Annotated in this window: 12 protein-coding genes; 7 read left to right on the forward strand and 5 right to left on the reverse strand. The window is 43.8% G+C overall.

Annotation, left to right across the window (positions count from 1 at the left end; all coding sequences use genetic code 11):
- Positions 1-14: 14 nt before the first annotated feature.
- The gene (locus tag L0665_RS01730; RefSeq protein ID WP_274923995.1) at positions 15-752 is read right to left on the reverse strand and encodes a glucose-6-phosphate isomerase family protein; all 738 of its coding nucleotides are present in this window, start codon (positions 750-752) and stop codon (positions 15-17) included.
- Between the two features lie 535 nt (positions 753-1287).
- Here L0665_RS01730 and L0665_RS01735 point away from each other — a divergent pair.
- Positions 1288-2775 carry a lipopolysaccharide biosynthesis protein gene (locus L0665_RS01735; protein ID WP_274923996.1) on the forward strand — a complete coding sequence of 496 codons (1488 nt, stop codon included), beginning with the start codon at positions 1288-1290 and terminating at the stop codon, positions 2773-2775.
- 20 nt (positions 2776-2795) lie between these two features.
- On the opposite strand, the gene L0665_RS01740 is transcribed toward L0665_RS01735, so the two are convergent.
- Positions 2796-4211, reverse strand: a complete 1416-nt coding sequence (locus L0665_RS01740) for a CDP-glycerol glycerophosphotransferase family protein (RefSeq protein ID WP_274923997.1) — start codon at positions 4209-4211, stop codon at positions 2796-2798.
- A gap of 828 nt (positions 4212-5039) precedes the next feature.
- On the opposite strand from L0665_RS01740, the gene L0665_RS01745 reads away from it, so the two are divergent.
- The 6 genes from L0665_RS01745 (at position 5040) to ruvB (ending at position 9863) form a co-directional block, all read left to right on the forward strand.
- Positions 5040-6710 (forward strand): DUF6398 domain-containing protein, encoded by a 1671-nt coding sequence (locus L0665_RS01745; RefSeq protein ID WP_274923998.1) that lies wholly within the window; start codon positions 5040-5042, stop codon positions 6708-6710.
- Positions 6711-7151: 441 nt separating this feature from the next.
- A complete protein-coding gene (locus L0665_RS01750) occupies positions 7152-7337 on the forward strand; it encodes a type II toxin-antitoxin system Phd/YefM family antitoxin (RefSeq protein ID WP_274923999.1) in 186 nt (61 codons plus the stop codon).
- 131 nt (positions 7338-7468) lie between these two features.
- The gene (locus L0665_RS10825; protein WP_420847039.1) at positions 7469-7600 is read left to right on the forward strand and encodes a type II toxin-antitoxin system RelE family toxin; all 132 of its coding nucleotides are present in this window, start codon (positions 7469-7471) and stop codon (positions 7598-7600) included.
- A 184-nt stretch (positions 7601-7784) separates the two neighbouring features.
- Positions 7785-8255: a crossover junction endodeoxyribonuclease RuvC gene (gene ruvC, locus L0665_RS01755; protein WP_274924000.1), complete on the forward strand. Its 471-nt coding sequence runs from the start codon at positions 7785-7787 to the stop codon at positions 8253-8255.
- Position 8256: 1 nt separating this feature from the next.
- On the forward strand, positions 8257-8841 hold the full coding sequence (gene ruvA, locus L0665_RS01760) for a Holliday junction branch migration protein RuvA (protein WP_274924001.1): 585 nt from the start codon (positions 8257-8259) through the stop codon (positions 8839-8841).
- Positions 8842-8861: 20 nt separating this feature from the next.
- Complete coding sequence (gene ruvB / locus L0665_RS01765; protein WP_274925701.1) at positions 8862-9863, forward strand: Holliday junction branch migration DNA helicase RuvB; 1002 nt, start codon at positions 8862-8864, stop codon at positions 9861-9863.
- 255 nt (positions 9864-10118) lie between these two features.
- Here the strand turns inward: ruvB and L0665_RS01770 are convergent, their stop codons facing one another.
- The 3 genes from L0665_RS01770 to L0665_RS01780 all read right to left on the reverse strand — a co-directional run bounded on the left by L0665_RS01770 (position 10119) and on the right by L0665_RS01780 (position 12164).
- Positions 10119-10391, reverse strand: a complete 273-nt coding sequence (locus tag L0665_RS01770) for a type II toxin-antitoxin system RelE family toxin (protein ID WP_274924002.1) — start codon at positions 10389-10391, stop codon at positions 10119-10121.
- A 1-nt stretch (position 10392) separates the two neighbouring features.
- On the reverse strand, positions 10393-10629 hold the full coding sequence (locus tag L0665_RS01775; protein ID WP_274924003.1) for a DUF7557 family protein: 237 nt from the start codon (positions 10627-10629) through the stop codon (positions 10393-10395).
- Positions 10630-10811: 182 nt separating this feature from the next.
- The gene (locus L0665_RS01780; protein WP_274924004.1) at positions 10812-12164 is read right to left on the reverse strand and encodes a mannose-1-phosphate guanylyltransferase/mannose-6-phosphate isomerase; all 1353 of its coding nucleotides are present in this window, start codon (positions 12162-12164) and stop codon (positions 10812-10814) included.
- Between the last annotated feature and the right edge of the window lie 213 nt (positions 12165-12377).

The following is a 12377-nucleotide window of genomic DNA, read 5'->3' on the forward strand; positions in this document are numbered from 1 at the left end:
CTTGATTACAGACTTCATGCAAAAACACCCATTATTTTTTCCGGCTCATTCAGGAATGACAGGTCTGCTGATTCAGAAACCAGGTTATAGATCCCCATTCCATGTTTAATCGTCATCCCATGCATAACGTCCAGTTCTGGCGTATCTCGTGCTGAGAGTGCTCTGATTGGAGAGGCCGAAAGATAAACGGGATTTTGAGTCCATACGTTTCCACTCCCGTTTTCCTTCTTTTTCTGAGCATAGTATGCCCCACCATGCATCTCCTCATACACTGCATACTCACTTTCAAACTGATTCGAAACCAGGTTCGCCATGACGAGCGCCTCTTTCCCCTGGTTGATACTCACATGCCCATACCCCGGCGGGACAAGAACGTATTCACCAGCAGATGCAGCGACTGTCACCACGTCTGAAAGATCCTTTCGCTGAAGAAGAAAGTGGGCCTCCCCTGCAAGCACCTGGTAGAGTTCAGGGTAGCCAATGCCAGAAGAGGTATCAGGATGATAGTGTCCTTTCGTCTTGACGTATTCCCTTCCGAGGACTACCGGGGGAATGACCGTGATGTCATACCGTATGTTCTGACGGGAAAGAACCTCACGATCAGTTTCATTCATCGCAAGATCGCGGTACATGTAGTAGAGGGGGGTGGTCGAATCCAATTCAACGCCATCCCGGTCTGCAAGTACACATTCCATGTCACCAACAGTTCGAACAGATGGTTCAGGAAGGAACCCTTTCCAATAACGGTCCATGCCCTGCATATTGTTACACGCAATATATATATACTCCCCATGCGGGTCATTATTTAATATTATACTACACTTAAGGTCAAAACAAATTACTTTATCTAAAATATGGCTAAATTGGGAGTTTTTGATCTCTCCGGAAAAATGTCTGAAAAAAAAGAACGGAGTCTGAAACCGACCATCCGCAGTAAAAATCAACCCCTAAAACAATAATCCACCAAAATATCTATGGCTCTTCTCTTCGTTTTTTGTCATACTATGTCTCAGAAATTAAAGCAGAACCGAATTTACCTTTTGGCTTCTGTGAAATGTTCCGGTAACAGAGGAATTGTATCTCCCTCCTATACTCAGCAGTATGATTTTCACAGAGCCAAACTATAAATACAACCTCGTTGAATTTAAGCTCATCAATTTCGCATGCACTTCAAACGTGGCATAAAGAATGATATATATGTGCACATCAATAAACCAACAATTTAATTATTTTACCTAAAATGATTGAACCGTAAATATATGCAATTTCAGCCAGTCCGGACCTATTATGATTATTGATGATTTAAAGCGTCTTGCTAAAAATTCTCTCGGGTTTTCCATAGGAACATTGCTATCCCAGGCAATTGGATTTTTCCTTCTTCCGATATACACACGATATCTTACTCCGGCAGATTATGGAATTCTTTCAATGGCCGGGGTTGTTACCAGCATTTTGATGATATTTTTACTATTTGGACAAAGAGGTGCAATTGGTCGTTTTTATTATGATTATCACCATGATCCTGACCAGTTAAAGGATTATCTCAGCACAATTTGTCTGGCAGTGGGTTTGATATCATTAACAGCATGCATTATTATCAGTTTACTTGGAGAATCTATTTTTTCAACAATAATCCCTGATGTCCCATTTAATCCATACCTTATTTTGGCTATATGGACTGCATTACTTGGCATACCCCTTAATTTTGCATTTATTCTTCTCCAGGTGAGAGAGCGGTCCTTTACATACAGTGCAATAAATGTGGCTCAGGTCCTGGTTGTAACAGTCCTGATAATATTTTTTGTTGTTGTATTGGAAGAAGGGGCACTGGGGAGCCTAAAGGGTCAGTTCTTTTGCAGCATAATCTTCTTATTCGTAGCACTTTTCTACCTGAAAAAGGATATTGCAATAACATTTGATCTCAATAAATTCAAAGAATCGTTTCGATTTGGTATTCCACTGATTCCCCATATGCTTGCTGGTTGGATCACCACTCTTACAGACAGGTTATTTTTAAACCTTTACTGTGATCTCTCAATAGTTGGCCTCTATTCCCTTGGGTATAAGTTTGGATCGATAATGAACATTATTACAACTTCTATCAACTTTGCCTGGGCTCCGTTTTTTATGTCAAAAGCAACCACTGAGGGGGAAAAGGCAAAACCTTCCTTTTCGAAAATAACAACATATTATATGGCACTAATTATATTTGTTGGACTGGGAATGGTATTTTTTTCAAAAGATGTGATCCATATCATGACCGTTCCTGCTTATTATGACTCATATCAGGTAGTTCCGTTCATTGTTCTTGCATTTATTCTGAATGGCATGTATTACATGGTCGTAAACCAGATATTTCTTTTAAAGAAAACAAAATTATTAGCCACCATTACCTTCTCAGGAGCTATTTTTAATGTCATATTGAATATCCTTCTGATTCCCCGATATGGGATGATTGGAGCCGCTGTTGCAACAGCAATCACGTTCCTTTTCACATTTATCGGAGTATTTATCGCTTCAAACAGATTGTTCCCCATAAAATATGAATACGCAAGGATTGGTAAAATAATCGTTATTGGAATTGTGGTGTATGGTATTTCACTCGTTCTTCCGGAATATGATATTCCGGGCGATATCATACTAAAATCTCTGCTTATACTTCTGTATCCTGTGGGACTGTTTATTATTCGTGTCTTTACGGATGAAGAAATTAAACAGGGAAAAGAGTACGCGACAAAAACATTGAATCGGATCATCAAAAAAACAGATTCCTGAAAGGTGAATGGTGTTCTGATTTAGGTATTATTTCGGTCTTTTTTCCCATCCACCATCTTTTTAATGAGCTGTACCACCCGTTCCGTTGATTTGCCATCAATTTTATACAGATATTTCCCAACGTAAGATTCTCTGTTATCAGCAAGTTCAGAGTCATCTTTCAGTAATTTTTCAATTGCAATAGAAAGATCATTTTCCTTGTAGACTCCCAGAGCCACACCTTCTTCCACATAATCTATCACATCCGGCTTTCCGCTGAGATTGAGAACAATGACGGGTTTATTCAGGGCTACTGCTTCCATCGCAGTTGTTGATTTTTTCACTATCAGAAGATCACAGACAGTGAGTTGTTCATATGTATCTGAATCCCTGGGAAGGATGATTACATTTATATGATAATCCTTCAGGGCATCCATAATCATATCTGTATATTTTTCACCCTCTCCGGGGTGCTGTTTCAGAATTAGTGTTACATCCGCCAGATTTTCCAATGCTCCAAAAATGGCTCTGGAATTTGCATTATTTTCCTCATCAGAGAATGCGTGGCACTGCGTTGTCCATAAGACTATCTTGTGATTTTTGGGTATATTGTATCTTTCGAGAAATTGCTCTTTGTTGTACATTTCATGTGCATGATATAGTATATCATATCGGGGCTGGCCGGTGACAACGACACTATTTTCAGGATACGTGCTTAGATTTGTTAAAATATCATTATAATATGGGCCAAATACTGCAGTTATATCTGGTATTGGATAATATGGGGATTTAATAGATCCATTTGTAGACAGTTCATCTTTAGAATGCATGTATCCGTCATGTGAAGGAGTGATAATTCCATGCTGTACTGCTAAAACAGGAATATTTTGTTTTTTTCCTGCTACAATAAGTGATAATTCGAATATTCCATATTCGTATTGCATTAAAATTAAATCAGGATTTTCGGATTCTGTCAATTTTTTTGCCATTTCTATCTGTTGGACTATTGGACCAAAAATCCCAAGAAAATAGTCTGATAATTTTTCTCTTAAGGGGGAATAATTAATTCCGGTGTTTTCTATCAAAGCATTAAAAGAAGAACTATTATTAATTTTACCCCATAATTCATTAAAATAATTATTTGCTTTTTGACTTTTTTTCCATGCATCAAAGGAGAGATAGATTTCAAACGGTTTGTGTATGATATTTTTCTGACTTTTTCTTTTATCGACAATAATTTTTAAACCTGAAAGAGAATTGTCCACAGGATATGTAGTTACTATTTCGTAATCGGGATCATTTTTTAGCATTGATACTGTTGAATCAAAAAAGGCGTCCGCTTTTTTAAAAGATTTATTTGATACATCTGTTATTGTTCTCCATTCAATATTTTGAGCAACAACCAGTATTTTTGTTTTTTTCGAGACGTTGTTGGTATTATATAATCGTACATTCATTCTACACAATTCCGTAAAAATGGATTCATATAGATAATAAATAAAACGGTAACAATAATTTCGTTTTAGGATAGCAATATTTCGCCCGATCCACGTTGCCTGCCGAATGGCATCTGGTCTACAGGAAAAGGTATTGATATAATTTTTAAAATTGAAATTAATAAACCACCAAAGTGCGATATCATCATATGTTGATAATTCAATCAGGGATTTCCCCCAATTATCTTCGATTTTGGAATAGTGCTCAGATAATTTTTTAACTCATCTTCATTTGCTATTTTTTTTACACTACCATCATCTCTATTCACATTCATCACACTCCCTATGTAAATGCAAACTGTTTCTGCACATAGAGATTTGCTGGATTATTGGCTGAATCCCCGGAAAAATTTTCAGTATTCTCATTTTAATCACCCCGCAATCCACTCATCAGATTCCACGGAATTCTTTCCGGGAACAGCCATTTCTCAAGGCATAATGATGAGTAATACATAACAGCCATTTTTATTATATTTAAATGTTTGCCATTAAAGACCATGTAAGAAGAGCTATTATACATAATTTTTTGAAATGAGAATGTTTAATATTCACTACAAAAATCTGAAAACGATAACGAAAAGTAAAACGGACTCAAAACCCAATCGCCATACAAGAACAGGCTTCATACCACCAATGAGAAACGATCAAAAGACCATTTTATGAGGACACGTGGTCCTGGGTAAGCATATCCCACACCTCCCGGAAGATACAGCAAATCCCCTGCATTGAATCTTTGAAAGAGAGCAGGAACACAGCTATTATACCAATTCCAGAGAAACGTATTAAGGAATGACACCACGAAACAGACCCGGAACCTGCCTGATATGCAGGGCAGTGATAAGTAAAAAATTGGGCCTGCAACACGGTGAAAAATGTATTCAGTCATCTGGATGGCCAATAGGATCATCCCCGTCATTTATCATCAAAATCGAGGACCGGCATGACCCTACTTACTGGCTGATGATTCTCGCGCAGCATGACGCACGACTCAACGATATTGACTCCCTGATACGGGATGTCTGGGTAGAATGCTGCAACCATCTCAGCGCCTTTACCATCGGGAAAGAGACCTACATGCACACCGATGAAGAGATGAACATACCGCTTGCCGACCTCATTAAGAAGGGTAGTCTGTTCTACTACGAATACGATTTTGAATCCACAACAGAACTCAGACTCAAGGTGGTGGGCGTAACACCGGTGATGCCACCAGAGGGGAGAATCTGCCTGACTGCAAGAAATAATCACCCGTCGTATCCATGCAGTATCTGTGGGAAGAAAGCGGATTTCTATGTGAGCAATTCTGAAGAGGAGGAGGCAGGGCAATACTGCTGCCTGGATTGTACCCTCCATCTTGATGGTGTGTATGTACAACTCATCGAGAACTCCCCCAGAACCGGTATATGTTGCTACAGTGAGAATCCGGATGTTGCAATCAACTGGTATCCCCCAGGATGGACCGTAGATGACTTCCAGTCCAAAGAGATTCAGAAGTTTATGGAATATCTCCGGAAAAACCAGGAGACAGATGGCACAACCCCGGACAATTGCCAATGTGATGATGAAATGGTGGACGACATGGTATCCGCGGTATCTGCAGATATCGGGGACGAAATAACAGCGTTCATCAAAGAAGAACAGGCATCACACGACGGTGAAGCGATTGCTCTTGCAGAAGAGATTGTTACAACATTTTCCACCATGCTGTATGGCTATCACAAAAAGAAGATCGGGGAGTGGGATGCACCACTCATACACACCACTCTCCTAAATGATGTGGCACAAAACCCGAGTCTTCCGGATGACTGGCTGGATAATACTGTTCCCATTCTCTGTCGGTTCCTCGCGTACATGGAGAAATACGGCAGACTGCAGAATGCTGCAGCACTGATCACCGAATTACAGGAGACAGAGCCCCTCTTCCGGGAAACCGTAATAGGTTACAGGGGTGCCGGGAACCAGTCCGGCTCCATTATGGAGCAGGAGAGGACAAACGAGACAGAAGGTGATGAATTTGCTGCAAAGGGCACCCACACCGCACAGGAATCAATCCCGATGGCTCAGACAACCCCGGATTCAGAAGAGGAGAATATCATTTCTGAGAGTCTGTCCGGAAACAGCCAGAATGCATCAGGAGAGGAGGCCAGCCGGCACCAGATGATTTTCGACCAATGTGTGGATTTCTGCAACCGCCTTGAAAATGAGGGTATAACAAAACGCTGCAGGGAAATTGTCACCAACATGACCACTCATCCGGAAGATCCACTATCACGGGGAGGCAGCACCCTCTGGAGTGCAGCCATTGTCTACATGGTATGTAAGGATGAAGGCCTTATCGGGCGGGCAACGGGAGGGTGTCCTCTTGCACAGGATATCTGTGAATATTATGATCTCAAACTCACGTCCGTCCGGTCAAAGGTAAGCGTGCTGAATAAACGTCTCGCAGAATGCACGGAATAAGAATAAGAATAAGATCGGATATCATCCACCAGGGAACAGGCAGGGAGACAGGGTCTTCTTTTACCTACTTTTTTCGGCCGGATACCCCTTTTTTTGCATATGCAGATAATTACCGAACAGCTAACAGCGAAATAAATTGAGGGAAAAATAGATGTGCCCTCCTGTTTTTGAGGGGGCTGACGGGTTGTCAATTCGTTCTGCAACCATTTTTCTTCCAGCATTTTGGACTATTAAATACATTCCCTTCCTTTTACGGACTTTAATGTGAACACCAGAATGCGGCCTAACTCATTTGTTAGTGACCCATTTGTTAGTAACTCACTTATTATGGTGGTGCCTGTCTTCATGCAAAAAGTGTTCTTCACCAGAAGGGAACCGCCTTCTTTGGTAATAACAGCAACTTCAGAAATATATATATTGCCCTGAACATGATACTGATTCATGCAGTCTTCACCACAGCAGTATATCGTCGATGAAAAAGGAAACAAAATATCCGTGATTCTGCCATTTTCAGAATATCAGCAAATGCAGAAAGATTTACATGACCTTGCTGTTATTGCAGAGAGAAATAATGAAAATACCCATACCTTAGTTGAGATGAAAAAACGGCTCGGAAATAGTTTATGACAGTATATTCTGTTGAATTCAAATCCGATGTTGAAAAGGATTTGAGGAAGATTGATACAATACATATCGAATCAATTTTTACCAGAATTGAACAATTATCTTCTGAACCTATTCCTCACGAATCTTAAAGGATATCCGGTTCTGATAATTTTTACAGAATTCGTTCCGGCAATTATCGAATTATTTATCTGGTCAGTAATGATGATGCCATGGTCACCATATATTATATACGTCACAGGAAAGTTGCATACAGACATTTTTAAGATGATATTTGTTATACCCATTACAGCAACACAATAGTACGAAAAAACAGGCAAGAAGCCCATTGACTATGTGTGAAGGCGCAAGTAGTTGACAATAGGTATCTACCATAAGAACGGAATACTCATTCAGAAAGGCAGGGGCGAAGGAGAGAGCCCTTTCCAATAGGGAGAGATAAATAATTTCATGATTGTTGTTGGGATTGATCCGGGGATAGCACGGGTCGGGTATGGCGTTCTTGACAAAACCGGCCGGTATCCGACTCCACTCACCTATGGCTGCATTGAGACGAAAAGCAGCCTCGCACAGTCAAAACGCCTGCGGGAGGTATACGAGAGAATCTCGCAGGTTCTTGATGAGTACAACCCGGAATGCGTCGCCATTGAACAACTCTTCTTCTCCCGGAACACCACATCTGGCATGCAGGTCAGTGAGGCACGGGGCGTCCTCCTTCTCGCCGTCGAGCAGCGGGATATTCCGATTGCAGAGTACACGCCCAACCAGATCAAGCAGGCGGTCACCGGATCAGGACGTGCCGACAAACACCAGGTGCAGGAGATGATGCGCCGGCTCCTCCGGCTACAGGAGATTCCCCGCCCGGACGATGCTGCAGACGGCCTTGCGGTCGCTCTCTGCCACATAAATATGATGCGATAATATGATAGCACACCTCTCAGGAATTCTGGCATCCACCGGAGACCGGTGGGTGGTGATTGACGTTGGCGGAATCGGCTACCGGGTGCAGGTCACTCAGCCCGCACTGCAGAGTCTCCAACAAACGGAAGGTCTTGTCCGGGTGCACACCCATATGGCTGTTCGTGACGATGACATTCAGCTCTATGGATTCCTCCACCCGAGTGAACTGGAACTCTTCCGAATTTTAATTGGGGTCTCCGGAATAGGTCCCCAGATAGCAATGAACATCCTCTCCCAGATCTCCTTTGCAGATTTTGCCATTGCAATTCTCAGTGACGACGAGAAAGTCCTTACCCGTATACCGGGAATCGGGCAGAAGAGTGCAAAACGTTTGATTCTGGAACTCAAAGACAAGATGAAGAAACACCCCGGGACTACCACCGGTGGCAAACGAACAGCAGAAGAAGGCGACGCGGTGAGCGCCCTCATCTCACTCGGGTTTTCACCACGGGAGGCACAGGAAGCAGTCGACGCTTCCCTGCCTATCCCTGACCCGACCGTGCAGAATATTATTCGTGCGGCTCTGGCCCGTCTCCGGGAGCACTGATACCTATGAAAGACGATTCCATGCAGGAGAGACTCCCTTCCCCCGCACTGTTATCAGAAGAAGCAGACGATGCCACCATCCGGCCGGCACATTTCGATGAGTTTGTGGGTCAGGCACAAATAAAAGAGACACTTGCGATAGCCATCGCAGCAGCAAAGACACGGGGCGAGACCATTGACCACATCCTCTTCTCCGGCCCGCCCGGTCTCGGGAAGACAACACTCGCACAGATTGTCGCCCGGGAGATGGGAGTGGCTATCCGGAGCACCACGGGTCCTGTGCTGGACAAGCCCGGCGATCTTGCCGCCCAGTTAACGGCGCTCTCACACGGTGACGTCCTCTTCATTGATGAAATTCACCGGTTAAACCCTGTTGTCGAGGAAATTTTGTATCCTGCAATGGAGGACTCCTGTATTGACGTGATGATCGGTGAAGGCCCGGGTGCACGGTCGGTGCAGCTCCCCTTAGAGGAGTTCACCCTCATTGGTGCGACAACGAAGGTCGGCCTTTTGGGCTCTCCTTTGCGTGACCGGTTCGGATTTATATTCCGCCTCACCCTCTACGAGGTAGCCGATCTCGTGAAAATTGTGCTCCGCAGCGCTGCAATCATGCAGACACCAATCACCCAGGACGGTGCACGAGAGATTGCACAGCGAAGTAGAGGAACACCCCGGATAGCCAACCGTCTCTTACGGCGGGTGCGTGATTTCGCACTGGTCCGGGAGGACGGCACCATTGACACGGAAACAGCAGACCGTGCACTGACCATGCTCGGGATTGATTCTCTGGGCCTTGACAATATCGACCGGAAGATTATCTCGGTGATTGCCCATGACTTCGGCGGCAGCCCGGTGGGTGTCAAGACGATTGCAATAGCGATTGGAGAGGAGGTACGGACGGTTGAAGAGGTCTATGAGCCATATCTGATTCAGATAGGGTTTATTAAGCGGACGCCGCAGGGGCGGGATATTACTGAGGCTGCACGCAGACATATTGAGTCGGCATCACCGGCCCCAGGATAATGGTGTGTGCCTACGTCTGCTTTGAATGTGAACATTCCATTGACAACTCTGACTGAACGTTCTGAAAAAGGCATTTGAGGAGCGACTAGTTCCCCGGAATCCTGATGATAAACCGGCATCTGTTCTTCCAGAGAGGATAAGGACTGAAAAAGAGCAGCGGGCTATAGAGGAGAAGGCCAGGAAAAAGGAGTTGAAGGGTCGGAATAAACTCAAATACCGCAAAAAAGGCATAGATATTACAAAAATCCGCCGGGATTAATATTTCCGGTATATTTTCTTCCGGTGACCTGCCTCAATCACATGAATCACCATCACATTGTCCTCAATATTAAGAATCACGCGGTACCTTCCCACACGAAGAGAATAAAACGGAGGATTTTTGTTGCCTTTTAATTTTTTGACGTATTTTGTGGGATTATCTTCACGAGAAAGGGATTTTAATTCCAGATAAATTTCTTTGGCGATATTTTTCGGAAGCTCGCGAAGACTCTTTTTTGCACGCTTTGTCACCAGAACAGAATAACTCATATCAATTAAGACCCAGTTCTTCTGCAACGTCTTCTAAGGAATAAACTCTTCCTGCTTTTATATCGGCCAGTGATTCTTCTATTGCCTGTATCGTTGCATCGCTTAATGGTTCATCGTCAACGCAATCTTCAACAAGGCGCTTAATTACATCTTCATAAGACTCCTTCGGATGCACCTTTAACTCCGAGAGTTTATCCCTCATGTCCGTGCTTATCCTGATTGATGTAATGGCAGACATATGCGAATATATGTGCATATACATAGATATACCTAATGGACAATCTCATTTTAGAATTTGGGCTCATCTCCAGATTTCTGAACTCTGAATTGCTAATAAAGTCAAAAATCCACGTTGATTTCTATTTCTGATTTTAATCAACGGTATTCTCAAAAAAAAGGAAAATACAGTAAAACGATAATTCACTCCCGCTCAAAATCATCATCAAACCGCACAATATCATCCTCACCCACATATTCCCCGTTCTGCACTTCAATCACATCAAGCGGGATGAGGCCGGGGTTCTCCAGTCGGTGTTTGGTGCCCGAGGGGACAAAGGTGCTCTCGCCTGGCCGGACAAAGAATTCATTGCCGTTGTTTGCGACGAGAGCTGTTCCTTTGACAACAACCCAGTGTTCGCTCCGGTGGTGGTGGAGCTGGAGACTGATGCGGCGTCCTGGCATGACGGTTATCCGTTTTATTTGGAAGGTATCCCCCCGCTGAAGGATGGTGTATGTTCCCCAGGGGCGGTGAACGGTTGTGTGGAGTTCGCAGCGTTCGTCCCCTTGTTCCTTTAGGAGGCCCGCTATTTCCCCGACTCTCTGTGACTCCGACCGGGGGCAGACGAGAAGGGCGTCCGGAGAGTCGATGATTGCGAGATCATTGATTCCAATGGTTGCAACAAGCCTGTCTGAGATGATCAGATTGTCCCTGCTCTCGATGCAAAGGTGTTCGCCACGAATGGCATTCCCGTCCTCACCTTTGGAATGAACAGAGTACAATGCTTCAAAACTTCCGACATCACTCCAGGGAACGGAGAGGGGGACCACTGCGGCAATGTCTGTCTTTTCCATGATGCCGTAATCTACTGAGATCTTCGGAGTCTCCTGAAACGCCTCATCTCTGGGAAGGGTGAACGCCTGTGCAACCTCTGGGGCATGTTTTCTGCATTCGTCCATAAAATGGGGTGCAGAAAACAGAAACATCCCGGCATTCCACAGGTAGCCATCACGCAGATAGGACTCTGCAGTCTCGCAGTCCGGCTTTTCAACAAAGGCATCCACAGCGAATCCTCCGTCAATGGCTGCACCGGGACGGATATATCCATAGCCGGTGTGGGGGGAGTCAGGTGTGATGCCAAAGGTGACCAGATACTTCTCTGCGAGTTTTTCTGCTGCCCCGAATGATGATTTATAGGACTCATCTGGGGTGATAAGCTGATCGGATGATATTATTGCAACCTTTGCGTCCGGATCTTTCCTGATAATGTTCGTTATGCCATAGGTGATGGCAGGCAGGGTGTTTTTTCCCTGCGGTTCAGAGAGGATATGGCAGGTTACATGCATCTCTTCGAGTTGATCTGCTACGAGAAACCGGTGCACCTCATTGGTTACGACGGTAATTTCATCCGGTTCTGAAAAGATAAGAGACCGCTTCACCGATTTTTGGAAGAGGGATTCTGAATCGATGAGAGGGATGAACTGTTTTGGGTAGTGGGTCCGGCTTAGGGGGAAGAGCCGGGTGCCGGAACCGCCTGCGAGGATGAGGGTTTTCATTACACATCGAACCCATATTGAGGGATATTCCTTTTTAAATGATGGATGGATCGGTATCAGTCAACCTGACAATCAACAAAAAAATATTCTGATTCTTATGAAAGGAGATTTACTGAGAGACTTCTCTCACAAAACTCAGATAGAATTAAATATACAATAAACAATAATGAATGTTTTAAATCATAATTTTGATCAAACAGTGGTAAAGAAAAG

It is taken from the genome of Methanogenium marinum, from assembly GCF_028912405.1.
Lineage (GTDB): Archaea > Halobacteriota > Methanomicrobia > Methanomicrobiales > Methanomicrobiaceae > Methanogenium > Methanogenium marinum.

Bases quoted from the DNA above. Each gene is read 5' to 3' on its own strand.
- L0665_RS01730 (WP_274923995.1), bottom strand. From the start codon at position 752: ATGGACCGTTATTGGAAAGGGTTCCTTCCTGAACCATCTGTTCGAACT.
- L0665_RS01735 (WP_274923996.1), top strand. From the start codon at position 1,288: ATGATTATTGATGATTTAAAGCGTCTTGCTAAAAATTCTCTCGGGTTT.
- L0665_RS01740 (WP_274923997.1), bottom strand. From the start codon at position 4,211: ATGAATGTACGATTATATAATACCAACAACGTCTCGAAAAAAACAAAA.
- L0665_RS01745 (WP_274923998.1), top strand. From the start codon at position 5,040: ATGACACCACGAAACAGACCCGGAACCTGCCTGATATGCAGGGCAGTG.
- L0665_RS01750 (WP_274923999.1), top strand. From the start codon at position 7,152: ATGCAGTCTTCACCACAGCAGTATATCGTCGATGAAAAAGGAAACAAA.
- ruvC (WP_274924000.1), top strand. From the start codon at position 7,785: ATGATTGTTGTTGGGATTGATCCGGGGATAGCACGGGTCGGGTATGGC.
- ruvA (WP_274924001.1), top strand. From the start codon at position 8,257: ATGATAGCACACCTCTCAGGAATTCTGGCATCCACCGGAGACCGGTGG.
- ruvB (WP_274925701.1), top strand. From the start codon at position 8,862: ATGCAGGAGAGACTCCCTTCCCCCGCACTGTTATCAGAAGAAGCAGAC.
- L0665_RS01770 (WP_274924002.1), bottom strand. From the start codon at position 10,391: ATGAGTTATTCTGTTCTGGTGACAAAGCGTGCAAAAAAGAGTCTTCGC.
- L0665_RS01775 (WP_274924003.1), bottom strand. From the start codon at position 10,629: ATGTCTGCCATTACATCAATCAGGATAAGCACGGACATGAGGGATAAA.
- L0665_RS01780 (WP_274924004.1), bottom strand. From the start codon at position 12,164: ATGAAAACCCTCATCCTCGCAGGCGGTTCCGGCACCCGGCTCTTCCCC.